Origin of the sequence: Haloferax marisrubri, from assembly GCF_001469875.2 — an archaeon.
Classification (GTDB): domain Archaea; phylum Halobacteriota; class Halobacteria; order Halobacteriales; family Haloferacaceae; genus Haloferax; species Haloferax marisrubri.
Map to the genome: position 1 here is coordinate 1 of NZ_LOPW02000006.1, position 22859 is coordinate 22859.

Here is a 22859-nt window from a genome sequence, read left to right on the forward strand (position 1 = left end):
CACCCACCCACCCTCAGTGACGGCTTAGCGACGACTCAGCGGTGACCCAGCCATGACTCAGAACGACCCAGCGACGACCTAGTGGACCGACTACGAGCATGACTGACCCGAGTGAGAACTCGGAACCTCGGACGACGGAACTTCGGACGACATGTGTGTATTGTTCTCACGAACCGTCCTCTCTGCTCCCGGTCAATCTGTCGAAAAACAGCGGACAAAGTGGTGTTCGAAACCCAAGCCACTCCATTTTCAACGCCGTGACATTTGGTATCACGAGTATCCGATAAGTTATCCGTCTCCGTCCCCGAGCAAGAATGTGAGTGAAAATCAAGGGCGTCGAAATCTTCGAATGCCCAACGACAACGAGCTGTTCGCAGTCGTCACAGAGCACAACGGTGGCAACCACGTCCGAATCCGCTGTGAAGACGGAAAGAACCGCATGGGCCGCATCCCCGGCCGAATGAAGTACCGCACGTGGATCAACGAGGGCGACGTCGTCCTCGTCGAACCGTGGGACTGGCAGGACGAGAAAGCCAACATCGAATGGCGCTACACCGGCGAGGACGCGGACCAGCTTCGGCGCGAAGGCCACATTCAGTAATCATTTTCTCCGAAAGGAGAGTTTATCTCGCCTGACCCTCCAGCCGCGGCTCTACGATAGCCTCGCAGTTTCTCTCCAACGATATTCACTTAGCGCCGACAGAGCAGAACAGCGGACATAGTGGTGTTGTCCTCGCCGCGTCCGGCAGGTCGTCGCCGTCGAACAGCAGGATGGGGACGCCGTCAAACAGCAGGATGGAACAGAACGCGGAGGCGAGCGCGGACCGTCCGCCGGAGTACCGTTCGTTTCCGTTACTGCTTTCGCTTTCGCTTCCGCTCCCGCTTCTGCTTCCGCTCCCGTCTCACTCGAACACATCGACGAACTGCGGTTCGGAGAGTGTCTGCAGGTCACCCGGTGTGAGTCGGAACACCGCCTTAGGGGTTCCCGCGGCGGCCCAAATCCGGTCGAACGACTCGAACGTCGGGTCCGCGAGGACGGGACAGTCGGTTGCGTGGCAGGTCGGCGGCACGCCGCCGATGCTCCAACCGGTCGCCTCTTTCACCTCGCCGGGGTTGGCGCTTCGTACTGAACCTTGTTCGACGCCGAATTCGGAGGCGAGTGTGGCTTCGTCGACGCGGTTCGCGCCGCTCGTGAGGACGACGACCGTCTCGTCGCCGACGCGCATCACGATGCTTTTGACGATTTGGGCGACGTCGCACCCGACGGCGGCGGCCGCGTCGTCAGCCGTCTTGGTCCCTTCGGGAAACTCCTCGATAGTCACTTCGAACCCGTGAGAATCGCGTACTTGGTCGGCGAATTTGCGTGCCGTGGGATGCATGGGCAGGGATTCCGCCCCGTCGGATATGAACGTTCGCCGACGAGGCAGATACTGCGGTGAGACGATACCCTGACGGGAACCAGTTTCCGGGACCCGAGCTACCACTCCCCGTCGAGTCCGTCGCGAAGCGCCGCCACGTCCGTCTCGTCGTTGAAGTTGTGGAACGACGCGCGGACCGCCTTCGGCTCGGGAAGCGTCCGGACGACCACTCCCGCCGACTTGAGCCGCTCGACCGCCCCCTCCGGGTCAGGGACTTCGAACGAGACGAGCCCCGACTCCGGGTCGGCTGGGCTCAACAGCTGGCCCTCCGGGACGGTTTCGATGAACTGGCTCGCGAGGTCGCGAACGTGTTCCTCGGTTCGGTCGAGGCCGACGCGCTCGGCGATGTCGATCGCCTCTCGGAGCGCGACGTGCGGCGCGGGGTTGGTGGTTCCGACCTCGAAACGCTTGGCACCCGGTGCGAAGTCGAGGCCGTCGGCGTTCGGCTCCGTGACGCCGCGGTAGCCGACGGCGTGCGGTTCGATGTCCTCGGCGACGTCGCGGCGGACGTACAGGAAGCCCGCTCCCCACGGCCCGAGTAGCCACTTGTGGCCCGCGCCGGCGACGATGTCCGCTCCCCACTCTTCTACATCGACGGGATACTGGCCGAACGACTGGACCGCGTCGACCACCGACAGCGCGCCGGCGTCGCGGGCGATGTCGGCGAGTTCGCGCACGGGGAGTCGCGTCCCGTAGTTCCACGTCAGGGCGCTGAAACAGACGAGGTCGGCGTCGGCGACGGCCTCTGCGTACTGGTCCATATCGAGCCGCCCCGCGTCGCTCTCGACGACGCGGACCTCGACGCCCTCGCGTTCGAGCCGCCGCCACGGGAGGATGCCCGCCGGGTGTTCGAGGTCGGTTCGGACGACCACGTCGCCCGGTTCCCAGTCGAGCGCGGTGGCGATGCGGTTGATGCCGTCGGTGGTGCTCTGGGTCAGCGCCACCTCCTCAGTTTCGGCACCGATGAACGCGGCTACGTCCTCGCGGACGGCCTCGTAGGCGTCGAACGCGGTCGGATAGGGGCCGTCGTCGCCCGGCGATTCGTACTCGTGGTATTCGAGGAACTCGGTCGCCCGCTCCACGATGGGGCGCGGACTCGGACCGTGCGCGCCGGTGTTGAGATACGTGACTTCGTCGAGGGCCGGAATCGTCGTTCGGAGTTCGTCTGGTGTCATAGTTCGTTGTCGGGTGTCATCGTGAGTTGTTCTCTCGTCGTCCGCGTCGCGAAGGAGTCGTGCCTGCTGGTGACACGTCCGTCGAATCAAACGTTCTGGTACCACTATCGAATTGCCGCAACAGCTCGTCGGGGAGTCGGGCGTACACCTCGGCGTTGCCGGCGAGCGCCTCGACCGTGGTGAACTCGTCGGTCGCGTGGGCCGTCTCGGTTCCCAGCCCGAACTCGACGGTCGGGACGCCCGCGTTGCGCATCCGCTTCGCGTCGCCGCCGCCGGTCGCGCTCCGGCGGTACACGCGCCCGCCGGTGACGCCCGACGCGACCGAGCCCACGGCGTTTGCCAGCGGGCCGTCGGGGTCCTCGAACGTCCCGACTGACCAGTCCGCGTCCGAGATTTCGACGCCGTCGTGACCGGCGACCACCTCCCGGACGGCGTCGAGTACAGCCTCCGTCTCGACGCCCGCCGTCACGCGAATGTCGAGTTTCGCCCGCGCCGCGGCGGGGACGACGTTCACCCGGTCGCCGCCCGAGAGGACGCCGAGATTGGCCGATGGACGCTCGAACAGCTCTCGCGCCGCGTCTTCGCCGAACCGCGGCGCGTAGTACTCCGCGGACTCCTCGACGAGCGCCCGCACCGCGGGGTCGAACTCGAACCGATAGTCTCCGAGCGTCGATTCGATGTCTCTCACGGCGCCGTAGAGGCGATGAATCGCGTTTGCCCCGAGTATCGGCCGAGAGCCGTGGGCGGCGGTCCCCGCGGCTTCGAGTTCCAACCAGATGCTCCCGCGGTCGGCGACGGTCACCGAGTGCCGGTCGCCTTCGCAGGTCGTCTCGCCGATGACGCAGGCGTCCGCGGAGAGTCCGCGCCGGTCGAGAAGCGTCGGTAACCCCGCCTTCCCGGCGACTTCCTCGTCGCTCACGAACGCGAACACGAGGTTCGTCGCCGGTATCGTCTCGGTTTCGACGTACGCCTTCGCCACCGCGAGCATCGCGGCGACTGCCCCCTTCATGTCGGTCGCGCCGCGTCCGTAGAGCCGGTCGCCCTCTCGCTCGCCGAGCGGGTCGCGCGTCCACTCGTCAGCCTCGAACGGGACCGTATCGAGGTGCCCCAACAGGGCGAGCGTCCGGTCGGTTGCACCCGGGAGCGTCGCCACGAGATTCGGCTTCGTCGGGTCCGAGGCGACGCGCTCGGTCTCGACACCGAGGTCGGAGAAGAACGACTCGACCCACGACGCGAGTTCCCGCGTGTCTCCCGGCGGGTTCTGCGTGTCGTGGCCGACGAGCGTCGCCGCGAGGTCGACGATGTCCTCGCGGTGCTCGCGGAGGTAGGCGACGGCGGGTTGGTCGCTGGACATTGGCTCTCTGTCCGAGCGTACGCACTGCGGACGAATAAGTTTGTGCTAAAAATACAATACTGTTGCCGCAGAACAACCGCCTGTGATTACTTACTGAAAAATGCTGATTTCGGTCGCCCGCGGTCGAAGACTACTCAGCTAGTTCGGCGCAGTCGACCTCTGCAGGGTCGCGGAGTTGGAGCCCGATTCGGAGGTCCAGACGACGCGGATGACTTCACCAGACCATGAGGTATCGCTACCGGCGGTACCAACAGTAATCAGCGCGCTATCACCTGCGCTGACTTGGTCGCTGAAGGCCGTTGATTCGATGTAGTTCGTGCCGTCTGGGGCAGCCCCATCAATCGAAATGCTCAGTCGGTCGGCGTCAACTGCATCACCAGATTCGTGGGTGATCGTCACTTGTGCCTCGTCATCCGCCCCGCCGTCGTTGTCGTAGTCGAACGCGAAACTCGCTTGTGGAGCGGTGTCGCCGACTTGGTCACCGAGACCGAGGACGAAGGTACCGATGACGGCCGCGAGAATGACGGTAATCGCGACCATGAGGATGACGCCGATGACCGGCGAGACTGCGCGGGATTCTGTGAAGATTCTCTTGATTTGCATAGTTTCTCTCCTAGGTGTGCCGGACGAGAGGCGACCGTTGAGGAAAAATTCGAATCGGTCCTCGAACGCTTGCCTGCTAACCTAACAGATAGCCTGACGTTCTCCGAGGATATAAACTAGTATTGAGAAGACGTTTCACGTCTCATGCGTGTTCCGTACCAGAATCGGGGAACGCTGTCGCTCTCGGGGTGACGTTCGAAAAAATTGAGGTTCGTTGGCTGTGACGCTGCGGACCGTTCAGGCGTTGTAGGTGTACTTCTGCAGGGTCGCAGAGTTGGAGCCCGATTCGGAGGTCCAGACGAGGCGCACTTCGTCGCCGCTGTCGAGTTCCTCGATGCCATCAAGCTCGATGACGATGGTTTCACCGGCGTTCATGTTGTCGTCAGCACCGTCGTTCTTCGTCACGGTTGGTGCGGTCAGGTCCGACGGGACGACGACACTCAGGTCGTCGCTGGCGATGGCGTCACCGCTTTCGTGCGTGATAGTGATTTCCTGCGCACCGTCGTACTCGAAGCTGAAACTCGCCTGCGGGGCGGTGTCGCCGACCTGGTCGCCGAGACCGAGGACGAAGGTACCGATGACGGCCGCGAGGATGACTGTGATCGCGACCATGAGGATGACGCCGATGACTGGCGAGACTGCGCGTGATTCGCTAAGGAATTTCTTGATATCCATTGTTCTACCCAGGACCGGCCTCAGACCCACCTCGTGCCCACCTGCACGGGACCTCGAGCGGCCACATGTTCCGGCTCCTGTTGGCTTTCCGTATGTTCCGGATATATTTAATTTCGCAGCGACTTACCGGTCTATTCGGCGGGTTAGGACGCTCCTAACGCCAGAATTCGGGATTTAAGCCGTTCCATCCCACCTGGATACCATCGGCAGGTACGTTCGGTGTTGAACCGCCGTTTCGAGGCGCTATACGCTCGAACTCGTCTCACTCACCCGCTCGACGCGCCCGCTCGAACCCTCACGCCCCCGAGTTTCTGCGGACATGGTGGTGTGGGTGCGGGCGGGTCGCCGCCCCGACGCGCGCGCTTCACACGCGCTCCGCTCGCGGGAGTGGAAAATCGGAGAGACGACGGAAAACGTCGGTAAAGAGCCTACTGCGTGGCGTTCCAGAAGCGCGGCGTCGACTCGAAGTCTATCTTCGCGTCGGAGGGCGCGCGCTCGTAGAGCGCGTCGTGGACGGCCTCGTAGGCCGCGCGCGGGCCTTCCTGTGCGAGTTTCGGGTGGTCGCGGGTGTCGAAGACGACCCGCCAGGTCCCGTTCGTGAGGTGAAGTCCGAGGATGTACTTCCCGCGGACGTTCACGACCATCTGGTAGGCGTGCTGAACCGTCTCACCGTCGCGTTCGATGTTGTAGCCGCGGACGGCGACGGCCTGCTGAATCGCCTCCTTCGTCTCGAGTTCGGCGACGAACGACTTGGGGACGGCCCGCCCGGGGAGCGATTCGACGAACGGTTCGCTCACGGTCGCACCACCTCGCGTCGCGCACCTGTCGGTTCCATCGTACCCTATCTGGGCGGCCGAGCGGGTATATGCGATACGGTCTCCGGCGGCGGCGCGGGTCCGGACTCCCGCCGACTCGCGTCGCCCCGCGTTCCGAGCGAAGCGCCTTTGGGGCTCTGCGCGCGCAGACGAACCGTGAACTCCAACGCGCACCACGTCGGTCTCACCGTCCACGACCTCGATTCGACGCTCGAATTCTACCGCGACGCGCTCGACCTGCCGGTCGTCTCCCGCTTCGAAGTCGGCGGCGAGGAGTTCGCGACGGCCGTCTCGGTCGACGGCGCGTCGGCGCGGTTCGCCCACCTCGACGGCGGCGACGTGCGCGTCGAACTCGTCGAGTACGACCCGGTCGGTGCCGACACCGACGAACCGACGCTCAACCGCCCCGGCGCGACCCACCTCGGGCTCTCGGTGGACGACGTCGACGCCGCGGTCGCCGAACTCCCGTCGGACGCCGAGACGCTCAGCGAACCGCAGACGACCGAAAGCGGCACCCGAATCGCGTTCGTCCGCGACCCCGAGGGGAACCTCGTCGAACTCCTCGAAGCCTGAACTGACGGTGTGAGGGACCACACCGCTCGCCGGGTCAAATTGCGTTAATAATACAATACCGAAGCGAACTACTCCTCGTTCGGAACCCACACCTGCGGTCGCTCCGCTCCGACCGGCAGTTTCAGCGTCACGGCCGTCCCCCCGAGGGGAGACGGTTCCAACTCCATGCTTCCACCCGCCTTTCGCACGACCCAGTGGACCAGCCACAGGCCCATCCCGGTCCCGTGTTCGAGCGGGGTCTCCTCGCCGCGCTTGATGACTCGCCACTCCTCGTCGGGGATGCCGGGACCGTCGTCGGCGACGCGGACGACGAGTTTCGAGTCGTCGTCTTCGGTCCGGAACACGTCGATGTGAACCGTCTCGCCGCCGTGCTTGAGCGCGTTCGCGATTAACTCGTCGAGCGCCGCGCCGACGCGGCTGTCGACTCGCGCGGAGAGCGCCGTCTCGATGTCCGTTCGTATCGTCGCTTCGGAGTACGTCGATTCGCCCCGCGACACGGCGTTCTCGACGAGCGTCGAGACGCGCCGCGGCGTCCCCTTCGATTCGAGGGCGTCCGAGACCGTCTGGGCCTTCTCGGAGAGCGCCACGAGTTCGCCCGCCGCCTCGACGATGGTCTCGGCGGTGTCGGCGAGTTCCTCGTCCGTGCCCGCGCTCTGGCGAATCATCTCCGCGTAGCCCTCGATGACGTTCATCCGGTTTCGGAGGTTGTGCCGGAACATCCGGTTGAGGACGCCGAGCCGCTGTCGGGTTAGCTCCGACTCGGTGATGTCCGACTGGATGGCGACGTAGCCGTGGATGTCGCCGTCGCTCGCGATGGGCGCGATGGTCTGTATCGCGGTGTAGAGTTCACCGCCCTTCCGACGGTCGATAATCCGCTCCTGCCACGTCTCCCCGGACTGGATGGTCCGCCACAGCCGGTCGTAGTACGCGTCCGGCATCTCGCCCGAACCGAGTATCGACGCGGGTTCGCCGACGGCCTCCGCGGCGTCGTAGCCGGTCGTCTCCTCGAACGCCGGGTTGACGTACGTAATCTCTCCGTCCGGCGTCGTGAGGTAAATCGCGTGACCCGCCTGCTCGACGGCCTGCTCGAACTCGCGGAGGCGACGCTCCCGCCGCTGCTGTTCTGTCACGTCGACGAAGACGCCGACGACTTCGGCCACCTCGCCGTCGGCGTCGCGGACGACCGCCGTCGAGAGCCGAAACTCGCGGAGGTCGCCGTCCGCCGGCCGTCGCTCGACCGACACGTCCGAGAGGCCGTCTTCGGCGATGGTCCGCCGGATAATCTCCTCGCTGCTCTCGCTGTCCTCGCCCGCGCTGTAGGGGAGCGGTTCGCCGAGCACCGCGTCTCGCTCCCAGCCGAACGTCTCCGTGGCGGCGTCGTTCCACCTCGTCACGCGTCCCTCGGGCGTGACCGCGATAATCGGGACCGGGGACGCGGCGACCACGGTCTGAAGCTGGTCCAGCGACGACCGAATCGACGCCTGCTGGCGCTCGATTCGACGGTCCTTTCGGGAGACGAGAAACCAGACGAACGCGGTGGAGACGGCGACGAAGGCCAACCCTTTGACCAGTTCGGCCTCGGGGGCCGGGGGCGCACCCAGCGTGACCGACAGGAGTAGCTCGCCACCGAGGATGCCCGCGGTCCCGAAGCCGAGATACGCCAGCGCGATGGCGCGGGCGTCGAGACCGTCGAGCGGCGAGTCGTTCATCGTCCGAACGGAGCGCGAGCGGAGATATAAACGTGATGCGGCGAACCGGAAGTTGATAACGACGGCACCACCCCTCGAAACCCGACGCGGAAGCGCAACCGACATTGGCACCGGGCCACTAGCGCAGGTGACTACCCGCCTCGCGGAGACGCGCGGCGACACCTCACCATGAGCCGACGAGACGCCAGCGAGGCACCATGAACCGACGGCACGCCATCAAGACGCTCGGCATCGGCGCTATCGCGGCCACCGCCGGGTGTCTCGGCGGGTTCGAACGACAGTCGGCGTGGCGCGACCCGCCGCTCGTCGAGGACCGCCCGGCCGCGGTCTACCTGCCCGCCATCACCGAGGGGATGAAGATGTACGGCAAGACGACCGCCGGTCCGTACGGCGTCGCGCTCACCTACTCGTACCCCCACCGCTTCTGGACCGCCGCCGGCTCCGAACTCGGGAAGACCGTCGTCGAGGCCGACGACTCGATTCACCTCATGGCGTCGCTGTGGGACGCCGAGACGGGGACCGTCCTCCCGCTCGACGCCGGCGTCTCCATCGAGATTCTCCGCGACGGCGACCTCGTCAGCGAGGAGGTCGCCTACCCGATGCTCTCCCAGCAGATGGGGATGCACTACGGCTCGAACTACGTCCTCGACGGCGAGGGCGACTACGAGGCTCGCGTCCACGTCGGTGGCACCTCGCTGTCCCGGACCGGCTCGTTCGCCGGCCGGTTCGACTCGGCCGAGACGGCGACGTTCGAGTTCGCCTTCGAGACCGACGACCTCTACGACGTGGAACTGACGCGCCTCGGCGACGAGGCCGGGTCGCGCGGCGCGGTCCCCGCGATGGAGATGATGGGCGTTCCGACCGGGAAAGCGCCCGCAGTCGGCGACCTCCCCGGTCGCCACCTCGGCCGGCAGACGAGCGCCGACGCCCTGTTCGACGCCTTCGTCGTCGACGACGGCTCTCGGTTCGGCGTCGACGGCTCGTACCTCTACGTCTCGGCGCGGACCCCGCACAACGAGTTCGTCCTGCCGATGATGGGCGTCAAAACCACGCTCGAACGCGGCGGAACCGCGGTCCTCGACGGGGCGCGACTCGCCCGGACGCTCGACCCCGACCTCAGCTACCACTACGGAACGGGCGTCGAGGCCGTCGAATCCGGCGACGCGCTGACGCTCTCCGTGGACGTGCCGCCGCAGGTCGCGCGCCACGACGGCTACGAGACGGCGTTCATGGAGTTCGAACCGATGCGGTTCGAGGTCTGAGGCGTCGTTTCGGCGTCTCCGCTCTCTGCCGTCGGACCGCAGTGCGGACGCCCGCGATGGAAACGTTCAGAAACCACCCACCCCGAACTTCGAGTGACTATCGGATGACCACGGACACCGGCGCGACGCGCGACCGCCACACCTGCACAGCGTGCGGCGAGGCGTATCCGACCGAGCGACTGCTGGTTCTCCACCGGGGCGCGAGACACCCCGACGACCTCGACGCCGCGGAGGTCGAAGCGTACCGCGAGGCCTACTACGAGGAAGAAGACGAACTCAAGTCGTTCCGCATCCGCGCGCTCGGCCTTCTCGTTCTACTGTACTTCGGCTTCCTCATGCTGTTCATCGTCTTCGCATCATGACCGGACTCCGACCTCTCACCCTCAGACGATTCGGTCTCGGTCTCCTGTTGGCGAGTCTCTTGTCGCTCCTCGCCGACCCGGCGGCCGCGAGCAACGCCGCGGTCGGCCTCGCGGGCGCGTCGGAAGACAACCTCGCGGTCCCGCGGTGGCTCTATCTCGCCACCGGCGGCGCGACCGTCGGGGCCTCCGCGCTCCTGGCCAGTTTCGTCACCGACCGCCGGTTCATCGAGCGCGTCCATCTGTGGCAGACCGGCCTCGAAGCGGGCGTCTCGGACGGACTCCTGCGCGCGCTCCGGGTCGCGGGCGGCGTCCTCGGCCTCGTGGTCCTCGCGCTCGCGGTCTACCTCGGGTACACCGGCCCGCAGGTCCCGACCGTTAGCTTCGCCGTCATCGTCGTCTTCGCGGGGATTCGGGCCGGATTCACGATGTTCTCGTACCTCGTCGCCGACACGTGGCGCGCGCTGAACCCGTGGCGGACCGTCGCCGCCGCGGTTCCGAACGGCTTCGTCTCGTACCCCGAGCGACTCGGCCGCTGGCCCGCGGTCGCGGGGATTCTCGCGCTCGTCTGGGTCGAGACCGCGACCGCCGTCACGACCCAGCCGTCGGTCCTCGCGACCGCGCTCGTCGCCTACTCGGTCGTCACGGTCGCCGGCGCGGTCGTCGTCGGCGCGGACGCGTGGTTCGACAAGGCCGACCCCGTCTCCGTCTTCCTGCACTTCTACGGCCGGGTCGCGCCAGTTCGACTCGACGACGACGGCCTCTCGTTCCGCCTGCCGGGGATGCGACTCGTCACCGACGACGACCTGACCGACCTCGGCGACGTGGCCGTCGCGGTCGTCCTCGTCTGGGAACTCACCTTCAGCGGCTTCGTCACGACCGAGCAGGGCGCGGCGGCCATTCGGTGGCTCGCGGGCGTCGGACTCCCGCCGCTTCTCGTCTACGGACTGCTCTACCTCGGCGGCTTCGGGGTCTTCCTCGGCCTCTACGTCCTCGCCGCGCGGGTGACCGCCCGCCGCATCGACACCTTCGAGACGCCGCTCGACCTCGCGGTCAAGTTCGCGCCCTCGTTGCTCGCCATCGCCGCGGGCTACCACCTCGCGCACTACTTCGGCTTCTTCGTCTCGCTGTCGCCGATGCTGGTGCACGCGCTGTCGTCGCCGCTGTCGTCGCCGGCGAACCCGGTCGTTCTCACGCTCCCCGCGTGGTTCGGCGGCCTGAACGTCGCGTTCGTCCTCCTCGGCCACCTGCTCGCGGTGTGGGTGGCACACTCGCAGGCCTACCGGACCTTCCCGAGCAGACTGCAGGCCGTCCGGAGCCAGTTCCCCTTCGTCGCCGTGATGATTCTGTACACGATTCTCAGCCTGTGGCTCATCTCGCTGCCGACCGCGAGCCCGCCGTTCCTCTAATTGTTAACTAGACGAGCTTAATTTGTGAAATTGCAATAGATAACCCCCCGTTTCTAACAGGTGAATTATTAACCGGTCCCTGACTACTGCCGAGTATGAGCGAACACGACGGACGCGACCCCGACTTCGGTGACGGGTCGGACGCGTCCACTAACCCGCCCGACGGCGACGGGTGCGGGTGCGGCGACGCCTGCGAGGTCGAGGTGGAGTCGTCGGGAGCGACCGACTCGACGCAGACCGACTCGTCCGTCGGAGCGTCGGGGGGAGCCTCGTCGCCCGCCGCCGGTTCGGCCCGCGCGGAGTTCTCCGTGCCGGACATGGACTGCGCCTCCTGTGCGAGCAAGGTCGAATCCAGCGTCCGGAAACTCGATGGCGTCGGCGACATCGACCCGCGGGCGACGACCGGCCGACTCGTCGTCGAGTACGACCCCGACCGGACCACGCCCGACGACATCCGGGGCAACATCGAGGGCGCGGGCTACGCCGTCGAAAGCGGCCCCTCGACGCGCGAGGTCTCGTTCACCGTCCCCGACATGGATTGCGCCTCCTGCGCCGGGAAGGTCGAAAACGCGCTCCACGGCGCGCCGGGCGTGCTCTCCTACGAGACGCGTCCGACCACCGGGACCGCGGTCGTCACGCTCGCGGCCGACGCGGACCTCGAAGCGGTCGTCTCGGCCATCGAAGCCGCGGGGTACGAGGTCACCGGGACCGATGGCGACGATGGCGACGACGGGCACGGCCACTCTCACGGCGGTTCCGACGCGGACCGCGAGAGCGTCTGGCGCAGTACGCGCGCGGTGAAAACGTGGATAAGCGGCGGCTTCCTCGCGGCGGGCATCGCCGCCGAGTACCTGTTCGGGCTGGAACTCGTCGTCGCCAGCGTCCTCGGCGTCTCGTTCACGGTCGCCGAACTGCTCTACGTCTTCGGGGCCGCGCTCGGCGGGCAGGCTATTCTCCGCAACGGCTACTACTCGGCGAAGAACCGCAGTCTCGACATCGACTTCCTGATGTCGGCGGCGATTCTCAGCGCCGTGGCCGCGAGCCTCATCTCCGGACCGACGAGCCTCTACTTCGAGGCGGCGACGCTCGCGTTCCTCTTCAGCGTCTCCGAACTGCTCGAACGCTACTCGATGGACCGCACGCGCGACTCCCTCCGCGAACTGATGGACCTCTCGCCCGACGAGGCGACGGTCCTCCGCGACGGCGTCGAGACGGTCGTTCCCGTCGGGGAACTCGAACTCGGCGACGTGGTCGCCGTCAAGCCCGGCGAGAAGATTCCCGTCGACGGGACGGTGGTCACCGGCGACAGCGCGGTCAATCAGGCCCCCATCACCGGCGAGTCCGTCCCGGTCGACAAGGCCGAGGGCGACGAGGTGTTCGCGGGCACCGTCAACGAGGCGGGCTACCTCGAAGTCCGCGTCGAGTCCGCCGCGGGCGACGACACCCTCTCGCGCATCGTCTCGATGGTCGAGGACGCGCAGGCCAACAAGACCGAACGCGAGCAGTTCGTCGAGCGCTTCTCGTCGTACTACACGCCCGTCATGGTCGTCGTCGCGGTCGCGGTCGCGGCGATACCGCCGGTCGCGTTCGGCCTCGACTGGGTGACGTGGTTCGTCTACGGCATCACGATGCTCGTGCTCGCCTGCCCCTGCGCGTTCGTCATCTCGACGCCCGTCTCGGTCGTCTCGGGCATCACGTCGGCCGCGAAAAACGGCGTGCTCATCAAGGGTGGCACGCACCTCGAAGCGATGGGCTCGGTCGAGGCCATCGCCGTGGACAAGACGGGGACGCTCACGAAGGGCGAACTCACCGTCACCGACGTGGTCCCGCTCAACGGCAACTCCGAGGAGGACGTGCTCCGGTGCGCTCGCGGCCTCGAATCCCGGAGCGAACACCCCATCGGCGAGGCCATCGTCTCCCACGCCGAGGGCACGGGCGTCGCCGCCCGCGAGGTCGACGACTTCGAGAGCGTCACCGGCAAGGGCGTCCGCGCCGACCTCGACGGCGTCCCGCACTTCGCCGGCAAGCCCGGGTTCTTCGAGGAACTCGGGTTCGACCTCGAACACGTCCACGTGACCGGCCCCGGCGGGGGGCTTTCCGAGGACATCCGACAGCTCTGTGACCGCCACGGCTGTCTCAACCTCGTCGAGGACACGATTCCGCGCCTCCAGTCGGAGGGCAAGACGGTCGTCGTCGTCGGGACCGAAGACGCCCTCGAAGGCGTCGTCGCCGTCGCCGACGAGGTCCGCCCCGACGCCCGCGAGACGGTCGCAAAGCTCCGCGAGGCAGGTCTCTCTGTCGTCATGCTCACCGGCGACAACGAGGGGACCGCCCGCGCCATCGCCGAGCAGGTCGGCGTCGACGACTTCCGCGCGGGCCTCCTCCCGGAAGACAAGGTCGCCGCCGTCGAGGGACTGCTCGACGAGTACGGTTCGGTCGCCATGGTCGGCGACGGCATCAACGACGCCCCGGCGCTCGCCACCGCCACCGTCGGCGTCGCCATGGGCGCGGCAGGTACCGACACCGCCCTCGAAACGGCCGATATCGCCCTCATGGCGGACGACCTCTCGAAGCTCCCGTACCTCTACGAACTCTCCCACCGGGCGAACGGCGTCATCCGGCAGAACATCTGGGCGTCGCTCGCCATCAAGGCCGTCCTCGCGGTCGGCGTCCCCTTCGGCTACGTCTCGGTCGCACTCGCGGTCCTCGCGGGCGACGCCGGGATGACTATGGGCGTGACGGGCAACGCGATGCGACTCGCTCGGATTCGGCCGGACGAGTGAGGTTCACGGGACACGTCGTCCTCCTCTCCCGATTTTCGCTCTCCCACCGACCGAGTCGCGCATCCGTGTTACTTAGTGTCGTGACACTATCAACGCGACCGCAATTCTTGCCACATGAGAAACGGCTGACGCGGTTTTGCCGACGCCGCGCGTCAGAGACTGGCATGGACGACGACGAGCGGACGCCACGCCGAGACGCGACCGACCGACCGACGTGGAATCGGGACACCCGCGACGCCGGGCGCACCCGAAGACGGTTCATCTGGCTCACCGGGACCGCCGCGATGGCCGGCTTGGCCGGCTGTTCCGGCGGCGGTGGCGGCGCGACCGAGACGACCGCGACCACGACGCAGTCGTCGGGTTCGACCGGGGGCGTCCCCGAGGCGTACGCGACCGCCACGTCCCTCGACGGCACCCAGCGAAACCCCGATAGCCTCTCGTCGCAGGAGGCCGTCTCGTACCAAGACGAACCGAGCGACGGCAGGCAGTGTTCGACCTGTCGGTACTACATCGAGGACAAAAACGGGGACGGCGTGGGCGCGTGCGCCATCGTCGCGGGCGAAATCGCTCCCGAGGGGTACTGCGTCTCTTACGTCGAGTACGAGGGGTAACGGGGTAACGCTTCGAACCTCCGTCGCGGTCAGGCGTCGTCGCCCGTCGGCCCGACGGCGCTCTGAATCCGACAGCGGATGGACTCCTCGACGCCGTCGCGCTCGACCGGAATCACCCACTTCTCGCCGCAGCCGAGGACGGTCACCATCTCGCCGTCCTGTCGGTGTTTCACCGAGACGAACACCTCGCCGCGCTCGGGGTCGTAGTCCACGAGTTCGACGAGCACGTCCTCGCCGGCGATGAGGAGGTTCTTCGCGCCGTCCAACTCGGTGACGTAGGACTCGGTGTTCCCGGCCGGGTCGGTGACGAACAGTTCGACGACCGGCACGTCCTCGCCGTCGGGGTAGCTCGCGTCGACTTCGAGCGCCCCGTCTTCGAGCCGGATGCCGTGTATCTCGACGAGCGACGCCGCGACGCCGAAGGTGTCAGCCACCTGCTGACGGAGGTCCCCCAACGGGATTCGAACCGACTCTCGAATCGTTCCCATGCCCGCCCCTACGAACGGGGGGTGTATGAGCGTGTCCGCTAGTCGTCGCCCCAGAGGGCGTCCGCGAGGCGCGACCCCGACGGGACGGCCTCGCGGAAGGGGACCGAGTCGAACGCGAGCGGCCCGTTGAGCGAGAGGAAGCCGAGTTCGCCCTCGGGCGCACGGTCGAGGTTCGTCAGGAACGCCACCTTTCGGACGGCTTCGACGCCCTCGACGGTCGCCTCGGGGTCGACCGACTCGTACAGGGCGGCGTGTTCCCGGACGTGTTCGACGCAGCGTTTCGTCGGCGCGAACAGCAACAGCGCGTGGACGCCCGGCCCCTCGCGGCCGAGTTTCGTTCGGATGGCGTGCTCGTCGTCCTTGTAGAAGTAGCGCTCCATGCGGCGGTACTGGCGGAGTATCTCGTTCGCGCCGGTGGCGTGGCGGACGGCGGCGTCGGCCTTGAGTTCGATGAGGTAGTCAACCGGTTCGGGCGTCCGCACCCTGACGTACACGTCGGCGACGCCGCGGTTCCCGTAGTGGTCGTACGGCTCTTCGAGGTGAATCTCCACGTCGTCGAAGGCCGCCCGGAAGTGCTCGACCACCCGCGTCGCCAACTCGTCCTCGCGCATCTGTCGGTCGAGACGAGGCGACCGTCGGGGAAATGTCCCGCGGTTCGGCCGGCGGCGACCCGACACATCGGAAAACACATACCGCGGGCGTTCGGTTGGAGAACCGACATATGTCCCTGCCGACCCGCAGACAGGTCCTCCGCGCCGGCGGCGCGTCCCTCGTCGCCGCGCTCGCCGGGTGTTCCGGCGAGGGGTCCAGTTCCAGTTCGGACGTGCCGTCCGGTCCCTCCCCGGACACGCTCGTCACCGACTACGACGTCTTGACAGTTCGAAACGAGGCCAATACCGCGATTTTCCGAGACGCCGCCCGCGACGACGAAGACGCGGAGTCGTCGTATCCCGATGATTTCCTCGTCACCACCGACGAGGAACGTGCGGACGTCGCGGTCGCGGCCGAACCCGACGGCATCGACGAGGCCCGCGCGTTCGTCGACGAGACGAATTTCGACGAGCAAACGCTCGTCATCACCCAGCACCGGCCAAACGCCTGCCACCGGGTGAAACTGCTGTACGTCACGCACCCGCCGGACAGCGTCGTCCATCTCGACTTCTGTTACCCGCTCCGCGACGCGTCGGTCGAGTGCTCCGTGGACGACCGCCACGTCGTCGCCTCGCTGGTGCGACTGCCCTACTCATCGCAGGACGAATCGGGGTGGGGCCACGGCAGCGGAAGCAGTTGTCACCTCCCACCGTCGCTCCGAACCGAGACGGAGGACGCCTGAGATGCCCCGAACGCGACGCGACGTGCTCGCCTCGCTCGCCGGGGTCGGCGTCGCCGGACTCGCGGGCTGTACCGCGCTCGACGCGGGCGAATCGGAATCCGACGGCCCGACGCTCGACCCGGCGGCGCTCGAAGCGGTCATGGAACTCGGGTCGCCGGCGTTCCCGGCCCGCGTCCCGGCCCCCATCGCGGAGTCGTACCTCGAACAGAGTCGCGCTCGCGCCCGCGAACTCCTCGACTCCTGTCCCGAGACGATGTCTCCCGAGGAAGTCCCGAACGAGGGCGTCCGCAACGTCTACGCCGAGGCGTACGCAGGCGCCACCGCGGCCCTCGAACGGACGACGGCGGACGAATCGCCCTTCGAGACGCTTCGGGGACTGCGCTACGCCCGCGGGGCCGCGGCGATGGCGAAAGGGACCTACGACGCCGCAGTCGGCGACCGCACCGAGTCGGACGTGCGTGACGAGGCCGCGGCGGTCCGCGCCGACATCGAGTCGTTTCGGCTCGGCACGCGCTACCTCGGCGACGAACCGGACCGGGCGCTCGTCGTGTACGAGGCCGTCGAGAACCTCGTCGCGGCGGCGGTCCGGTATCTCGACAACGCCGACGAGTACGGCCGCTACGCCGACAGCGCCCCGCGGGTCGGCGAACTGCTCGACGCGGTCGAGTCCGCGCGGGCGTCGCTCGACGGCGCGCGCCACGTCCGCGACCGCTATCTGGCGTCGATTGCCGACCCGGTGGACTTCACCGACGCGTTCGAGTCGACCGCGTCCTCGCTCGCCGGAATCACCGAGGACCGCCGGGCGAAGTACCCCGAGGAGGGAGGGCTCGAAGCCGTCATCGAGGGCGAGGGGTTCGACCCCGAGGAACTCGAACGCACGCCGGCCAAAGACCTGCTGGTGGAGACGTTCGTCGAAGTCGAACGCGGGCTTCAGGACATCCGTGAGGGCCTCCGAAGCGACCGCTTCGCCACCGCGCTCGTGGGCGCTCACACAGCCGAGACGCACCGCCGCGCGTTCGAAGACGCTGTCACGGCGGTCAAGCGAGGCCGGTACGAGTCGGTCGAGTCCGCGGCCGCGGTCAGGGACGCGAAACTCGGCGCGCTCGAAGCGCTCGAAGCCGCCCGCTCGGACGGGTCGAACCCGCACCTGACGCGGCGCGCGCTGGTCGATATCGCCCATATGGTCGACCGCGGAGACGGCTACTTCCGCGACGACTACTACGAGGACGGCGACCCTCGGGCCGCGCGAAACGCGCTCGCGCAGTACGCGACCACCGAGTTCGCCGCGCGCGAGACGTCCGACGTGAGCGCGTGGGTGCTCGGAATGCTCGCGGCCGAGCGTGGCGGCGTCGGACGCTGACGGGCCGTTTCGTCCGTTTTTCGCCGTGTTTTCGACTACCTCGCCAGTCCCCGACGTGTCCGTGCGCCCGCCTCGCCCGGCCGGGGAAATTACGTGTCGGCGGGCGTACCACGTTCCCACGATGTCTGCCGAACCATTCGTCGTCGTCGGCGGCGACGCCGCCGGACTCTCCGCCGCGAGCAAGTTCGCCCGTGCCGATACCGACCGCGACGTCGTCGTCTTCGAGAAGGGCCGCTGGGTCTCCTACGCCCACTGCGGCACGCCCTACTTCGTCAAAGGCGAGGTCGAGAAGCTCACCGACATGCTCTCGCTGTCGCCCGAGGCGGCCGCCGACCGCGGCATCGACCTCCGGCGCGAACACGAGGTCGTCGCCGTCGACACCGACGAACGGGTCGTCACGGTCGCCGGCCCGGACGGGACGTTCGAACAGCCCTACGGCGACCTCCTCATCGCCACCGGTGCGCGGGCGCTCCGCGAACCGATAGACGGCATCGACCTCGACGGCGCGTTCACGCTCCACGGCCTGGACGACGCGGCGGCGATTCGGTCGTTCCTCACCGACCCGGTCGAGGCCTCGGTCGCCGACCTCGGGGGCGGCGGGTTCGTCGACGAGGCGCGCGCGGCCCGCTTCGGCGCGATGGAACCGCCCGAGTCGGTCGCCATCGTCGGCGGCGGCTTCGTCGGCGTCGAGATGGCTGAGGCGTTCACCGCTCACGGCCTCGACGTGCACCTGTTCCAGCGCTCCGGGCACGTCCTCGGATCGTTCGGCGACGCCGTGGGCGAGCGGGTCGAGGAACATCTCGAAGCCCACGGCGTCACGCTCCACCTCGGCGCGTCGGTCGAGCGACTCCGCGGCGACGACGCGGGCCGGGTCGAGGCCGTCGTCTGCGAGGGCGACGAACTCGCGGTCGACGCGGCGATGGTCGGTATCGGCCTCCGACCCAACTCGGACCTCGTCGCCGACGCGGTCGACCTCGGCGAGACGGGCGCTATCGCGGTCGACGACTACGGACGGACGAGCGCAGAGCGCGTCTACGCCGCGGGCGACTGCGCCGAAATCGACCACGTCGTCACCGGCGAGCCGACGTGGAACACGCTCGGCCTGCCCGCGAACCGCGCCGGGCGCGCCATCGGCCAGACCGTCGCCGGCGACCCCGAACCCATCGGGACCGTCGCGAACACCTCGGTCGTGAAGGCGTTCGACCTCGAATGCGGCCGCGCCGGCGTGACCGACCTCGACGAGGCGCGCGACGCCGGCTTCGACCCCGTCTCGGAGACCATCACCGCCGGTTCGCGGTCGGGCTACTACCCCGGGTCCGCCGAGACGACCGTCACGCTCGTCGCCGACCGCGACACTGGACGACTGCTCGGCGGCACCATCGTCGGGGCCGACCGCGCCGCCGTCAGAATCGATACCGTGGCGACCGCGCTCGCCTCGGAGCTAACCGTCGCCGAGGTGGAGCGTCTCGACCTCGGCTACGCGCCGCCCTTTAGTCCCGTCTGGGACCCGATTCTGACCGCGGCGAAGGTCCTCCGAGGCTCGTTGTAGGCCGCGCCGGTTCGAAATCCGAACCGAACAAAACGACTATTATCGACTGTGTGGTAACGATACGCTCACGTGCTGGACATTCCTCCAACTGAACGCGGGCGTATCGAATTCGGGTCGGCGGAGCCGGAACGGTCGGCGGACTCCGAACGGTCGACGGCACCGATGGAGCGGCCGAGTCGGGCGCGGCCGCGTCGCCGACCGCCGAGCGGAGCGTGGTGTCGGTGAACGGCCGGGTCGCGGCCGGACTGTTCGTACTCCTGGGGCTCCTCTGGGGGAGTTCGTTCGTCGCCATCGAGGTCGGCCTCGCGTACTTCCCGCCGCTGCACTTCGCGGCGCTTCGGTTCTTCCTCGCGGGGCTCATCGTCCTCGGCTACGCCGCCGTCTCGACCGACTACTGGCGGCCGCACAGCCGGACCGACTGGACGCTCGTCGGCGTCTCCGGCGGCCTCCTCATCGGCGCGCACCACGCGTTTCTCTACCTCGGGCAGGAACACGTCCCTGGCGCGGTGGCGGCCATCGTCATCAGCCTCGGGCCGGTCCTGACCGCGCTGTTCGCGACGGGCATCCTCGGCGACCGCATCTCGGGGCTCGGCGTCCTCGGGTTCGGCTTCGGCTTCCTCGGGGTCGGCCTCGTCGCCCAACCGGACCCGAGCGCGCTCCTCTCCAGCGACGTGGTCGGCGTCGCCATCGTCTTCGTCGCCTCGGCGTGTTTCGCCCTCGGTGCCGTCCTGACGCGTCCCTTCTCGTCGGACATCCCGGCGCGGACGCTCCAGGCGTGGGCGATGCTGTTCGGGGCCGCGCTCCTGTCCGTCGCGGGCGTCGCCACCGGCGAATCGCTCGCGGCCATCGAGTGGTCCGGCGTCGCCGTCGGCTCGCTGCTCTATCTCGCCGTCGTCAGCGGCGCGGGCGCGTTCCTCATCTACTTCGAACTGCTCGGGCGGTTCGGCCCGACGCAGATAAACCTCATCGGCTACCTCGAACCCGTCTCCGCGACGCTTCTCAGTTGGGCCTTCCTCGGCCAACTCATCGACGCCGTGACCGCGCTCGGCTTCGTCTCCATCTTCGCCGGCTTCGCGCTCATCAAGCGCCGGGCGCTCGGCGAGTTGCTCGCGGGTGCGCGCGGTCGGTCTGCGGAGTGAGGCCGTCGTCGCGTCCCGCGTTTCGCCCGCGGAGCAACGGACACAAGTAGTCGAGCGAGCGAACACTCACTCACCATGCCCGCCGACTCCGTGCCGCCCGAGCAGAAAGCACAGATTGCGAACGCGGTCCGCGCGGCGCTCGCCAAGCACGGCTACGCTCGGCTGACGACGAAGAAGGTGGCCGCGGAGAGCGAAAAGAGCGAGGCGGGGCTGTACTACTACTACGACTCGAAAGACGAGATGATAGTCGCGTTCCTCGAAACCTCCGAGGACTACCTCGCGCGGAGCCTCGACGAAATCGACGCCGAGGGGCCCGAAGAGCGACTTCGAGCGGTCTGCGACATCCTCATCGTCGACGAGGACGACGCGGCCGCCGCCGGCGTCAACATCGCCGTCATGGAACTCCTCTCGCACGCGCCGCACAACGAGACGCTCCGCGAACCGCTGCTCAGGATGGAGCGCCACACCCTCGGCGTCATCGCCGACATCGTCCGCGACGGCGTCGAACGGGGCGTCTTCCGCGAGGTCGACCCCGAGGGAACGGCCGCGTTCGTCCTCTCGGCGACCGACGGCTACACCGGCTTTGCCCTCGCGCTCGGGATGGAAGGCGTCGGCGACGACCTCCGGGCGTCGCTGTCGGCGTACATCGACTCGCTGTTAGTCGAGTGAGCGCGGGCTCGGCCCGCTGTTTTCGCTGACCCCCTTCCCGTCCGGCACATTTCCGCCGAATCGGCCGCTTAGAGTGGACAAACGTCTGTCGAAGGGTCGTGGTACCTTGACTCTCAGAAGTGTTATCCGTCGGGCTCCCCTCGATTTGTTCGTAATGGCACACGGCAAAGTTGATTTCTTCAACGACACTGGCGGCTACGGTTTCATCTCTACTGACGACGGCGACCTCGACGACGACGAAGACGTGTTCTTCCACATGGAAGACGTCGGCGGCGACGACCTCACCGAAGGTACCGAAGTCGAGTTCGACATCGAGTCCTCGCCCAAGGGCCCCCGCGCGGCGAACGTCGTCCGGCAGTAACACCGAGACGCGACTGCCGATTATCTCGGCAGACGCCGACCTCGATTTTTCAGACTATCACGCGCTGAGCCGATGCGCTCCGTTTCTGCACCTGTACTCGCTCCGCGTGAAGAGGTAGACTGTCTCTCTCGGTCATAATCACGGCACTCAGGAGTGCTCCGTCTAACCGTGATTTTCCGGCTCTGTTGAAATCATCAGTCACTGATAGTTTGTTGAGGCCGTGCTGAATAGAGAGCGCGAATGCAGCATCGAGCTGTTGGTGGCCGATGCGGCGGAGAGTATATCTATTGAGAACATGTTATTTGACTAACCGCATGCACTGGAGGATCGAATTCATACACGAACGCACACCAGACGCAGCCCTTGTAAGCCGCGTACTCTTTTTTCTCGTCTCACGCGGTGTACGCTACAACACTGAGTCGGCATCTGGATGGTACATGATACTTCCTCACGGTGAAGACAACGAACAGATTACGGGGAGTGAGTCGGGTGAGAGTGACTGTACCGAATGCCTCGGCAACATCATCGAACAGTACCGCAAGTTCGACCCCGAGACCACTTCGTTAACCATTGTACTCGACTTCGAGCCCGAACGAGGCATGCCCTTCACGCTTAGCGTCGTTCCAGCACCCGAGAACAAGTCCAGAATCAAGATGCGAACCCACCAGAATTTCGTCCCAAACGAGGCAGTCCACGATGCGTTCGTTTACTGTGCGAGAGACCTGTTCAGCCGACTGGGGTTCGTCTATGGGTCGTACTCGAACGAGAACCAACCGTCGATTCCAACTGACGAGCGAGCCCTTTTTGAGCGTCCTGTGCAGGCAATCACGTTCTACGACGCTGGCCTTGCGGACTTGATTGGTCGTGAGCGACTGCTATCGATTCCCGCTGGACACGCTGAAGAACTTTCCAACGGAGGAGTATTCCTCTATGTTTGTGACAATCAGTTCGGCGGCTGTGACGACCTCGATGTCGTCAGGGAATTCTTGGCGAGCGATGGTTCGTTGGATGAATGAGTCACTAATGTAGCCACACGACCCGCCTGTGGTACAACTGATGTGTAGGATTGCACAGTAGAGTCGTGCTGAACTCTCCCTCTGTCTGTGTCGCGCGGATTCTGTCAAAGTCTAAGGATTTCAACAGAGCCGATTTCCCTAATGCGCTAAGTAAGTGCTTACTCAGTAGGTTTATGTTGCTCCTCGAACGAGTCGAGT

The 22859-nt window shown here is 66.8% G+C and carries 23 protein-coding genes; 14 read left to right on the plus strand and 9 right to left on the minus strand.

Going from position 1 to position 22859, the window contains the following annotated elements; all coding sequences use genetic code 11:
• Nucleotides 1-316 precede the first annotated feature (316 nt).
• A complete protein-coding gene (eif1A, locus tag AUR65_RS05960; protein WP_013035036.1) occupies nt 317-601 on the plus strand; it encodes a translation initiation factor eIF-1A in 285 nt (94 codons plus the stop codon).
• Nucleotides 602-902: 301 nt separating this feature from the next.
• Here eif1A and AUR65_RS05965 read toward each other — a convergent pair whose 3' ends face one another.
• From AUR65_RS05965 to AUR65_RS05990, 6 genes are all read right to left on the minus strand, one after another.
• A complete protein-coding gene (locus AUR65_RS05965; protein WP_058565974.1) occupies nt 903-1379 on the minus strand; it encodes a YbaK/EbsC family protein in 477 nt (158 codons plus the stop codon).
• A 98-nt stretch (nt 1380-1477) separates the two neighbouring features.
• The gene (locus AUR65_RS05970) at nt 1478-2593 is read right to left on the minus strand and encodes an aminotransferase class V-fold PLP-dependent enzyme (protein WP_058565975.1); all 1116 of its coding nucleotides are present in this window, start codon (nt 2591-2593) and stop codon (nt 1478-1480) included.
• 16 nt (nt 2594-2609) lie between these two features.
• On the minus strand, nt 2610-3947 hold the full coding sequence (locus AUR65_RS05975) for a M20 family metallopeptidase (protein WP_058565976.1): 1338 nt from the start codon (nt 3945-3947) through the stop codon (nt 2610-2612).
• Between the two features lie 138 nt (nt 3948-4085).
• Complete coding sequence (locus tag AUR65_RS05980; protein WP_058565977.1) at nt 4086-4550, minus strand: type IV pilin; 465 nt, start codon at nt 4548-4550, stop codon at nt 4086-4088.
• 237 nt (nt 4551-4787) lie between these two features.
• The gene (locus AUR65_RS05985) at nt 4788-5225 is read right to left on the minus strand and encodes a type IV pilin (protein WP_058565978.1); all 438 of its coding nucleotides are present in this window, start codon (nt 5223-5225) and stop codon (nt 4788-4790) included.
• Nucleotides 5226-5653: 428 nt separating this feature from the next.
• Nucleotides 5654-6022 (minus strand): hypothetical protein, encoded by a 369-nt coding sequence (locus AUR65_RS05990; RefSeq protein WP_058565979.1) that lies wholly within the window; start codon nt 6020-6022, stop codon nt 5654-5656.
• A gap of 174 nt (nt 6023-6196) precedes the next feature.
• On the opposite strand from AUR65_RS05990, the gene AUR65_RS05995 reads away from it, so the two are divergent.
• The gene (locus AUR65_RS05995) at nt 6197-6613 is read left to right on the plus strand and encodes a VOC family protein (RefSeq protein ID WP_058565980.1); all 417 of its coding nucleotides are present in this window, start codon (nt 6197-6199) and stop codon (nt 6611-6613) included.
• A gap of 68 nt (nt 6614-6681) precedes the next feature.
• Here the strand turns inward: AUR65_RS05995 and AUR65_RS06000 are convergent, their stop codons facing one another.
• Complete coding sequence (locus AUR65_RS06000) at nt 6682-8322, minus strand: PAS domain-containing protein (protein WP_058565981.1); 1641 nt, start codon at nt 8320-8322, stop codon at nt 6682-6684.
• 197 nt (nt 8323-8519) lie between these two features.
• Here AUR65_RS06000 and AUR65_RS06005 point away from each other — a divergent pair, with 197 nt between their 5' ends.
• The 5 genes from AUR65_RS06005 to AUR65_RS06025 all read left to right on the plus strand — a co-directional run bounded on the left by AUR65_RS06005 (nt 8520) and on the right by AUR65_RS06025 (nt 14746).
• A complete protein-coding gene (locus AUR65_RS06005) occupies nt 8520-9584 on the plus strand; it encodes a DUF7350 domain-containing protein (protein WP_058565982.1) in 1065 nt (354 codons plus the stop codon).
• A 104-nt stretch (nt 9585-9688) separates the two neighbouring features.
• A complete protein-coding gene (locus AUR65_RS06010) occupies nt 9689-9946 on the plus strand; it encodes a hypothetical protein (protein WP_058565983.1) in 258 nt (85 codons plus the stop codon).
• On the plus strand, nt 9943-11352 hold the full coding sequence (locus AUR65_RS06015) for a hypothetical protein (RefSeq protein WP_058565984.1): 1410 nt from the start codon (nt 9943-9945) through the stop codon (nt 11350-11352). The genes AUR65_RS06010 and AUR65_RS06015 overlap by 4 nt, the downstream gene beginning before the upstream one ends.
• Nucleotides 11353-11447: 95 nt before the next feature.
• Nucleotides 11448-14135: a heavy metal translocating P-type ATPase gene (locus tag AUR65_RS06020; RefSeq protein ID WP_058565985.1), complete on the plus strand. Its 2688-nt coding sequence runs from the start codon at nt 11448-11450 to the stop codon at nt 14133-14135.
• Between the two features lie 164 nt (nt 14136-14299).
• Nucleotides 14300-14746, plus strand: a complete 447-nt coding sequence (locus AUR65_RS06025) for a high-potential iron-sulfur protein (RefSeq protein WP_058565986.1) — start codon at nt 14300-14302, stop codon at nt 14744-14746.
• A 29-nt stretch (nt 14747-14775) separates the two neighbouring features.
• On the opposite strand, the gene AUR65_RS06030 is transcribed toward AUR65_RS06025, so the two are convergent.
• Both AUR65_RS06030 and AUR65_RS06035 read right to left on the minus strand, forming a co-directional pair.
• The gene (locus AUR65_RS06030; protein ID WP_058565987.1) at nt 14776-15234 is read right to left on the minus strand and encodes a hypothetical protein; all 459 of its coding nucleotides are present in this window, start codon (nt 15232-15234) and stop codon (nt 14776-14778) included.
• Between the two features lie 38 nt (nt 15235-15272).
• A complete protein-coding gene (locus AUR65_RS06035; RefSeq protein WP_058565988.1) occupies nt 15273-15845 on the minus strand; it encodes a hypothetical protein in 573 nt (190 codons plus the stop codon).
• A gap of 110 nt (nt 15846-15955) precedes the next feature.
• Here AUR65_RS06035 and AUR65_RS06040 point away from each other — a divergent pair, with 110 nt between their 5' ends.
• The 7 genes from AUR65_RS06040 (at nt 15956) to AUR65_RS06070 (ending at nt 22661) form a co-directional block, all read left to right on the plus strand.
• Nucleotides 15956-16567, plus strand: a complete 612-nt coding sequence (locus AUR65_RS06040; RefSeq protein ID WP_058565989.1) for a hypothetical protein — start codon at nt 15956-15958, stop codon at nt 16565-16567.
• Nucleotide 16568: 1 nt separating this feature from the next.
• On the plus strand, nt 16569-17927 hold the full coding sequence (locus AUR65_RS06045; protein ID WP_058565990.1) for a hypothetical protein: 1359 nt from the start codon (nt 16569-16571) through the stop codon (nt 17925-17927).
• A 121-nt stretch (nt 17928-18048) separates the two neighbouring features.
• Complete coding sequence (locus AUR65_RS06050) at nt 18049-19476, plus strand: FAD-dependent oxidoreductase (RefSeq protein WP_058565991.1); 1428 nt, start codon at nt 18049-18051, stop codon at nt 19474-19476.
• A gap of 221 nt (nt 19477-19697) precedes the next feature.
• Nucleotides 19698-20615, plus strand: a complete 918-nt coding sequence (locus AUR65_RS06055) for a DMT family transporter (protein WP_058565992.1) — start codon at nt 19698-19700, stop codon at nt 20613-20615.
• 75 nt (nt 20616-20690) lie between these two features.
• A complete protein-coding gene (locus AUR65_RS06060; protein WP_058565993.1) occupies nt 20691-21284 on the plus strand; it encodes a TetR/AcrR family transcriptional regulator in 594 nt (197 codons plus the stop codon).
• A 154-nt stretch (nt 21285-21438) separates the two neighbouring features.
• Nucleotides 21439-21645 (plus strand): cold-shock protein, encoded by a 207-nt coding sequence (locus tag AUR65_RS06065; protein ID WP_004040969.1) that lies wholly within the window; start codon nt 21439-21441, stop codon nt 21643-21645.
• A gap of 314 nt (nt 21646-21959) precedes the next feature.
• Complete coding sequence (locus AUR65_RS06070; protein WP_146047389.1) at nt 21960-22661, plus strand: hypothetical protein; 702 nt, start codon at nt 21960-21962, stop codon at nt 22659-22661.
• Nucleotides 22662-22859 lie beyond the last annotated feature (198 nt).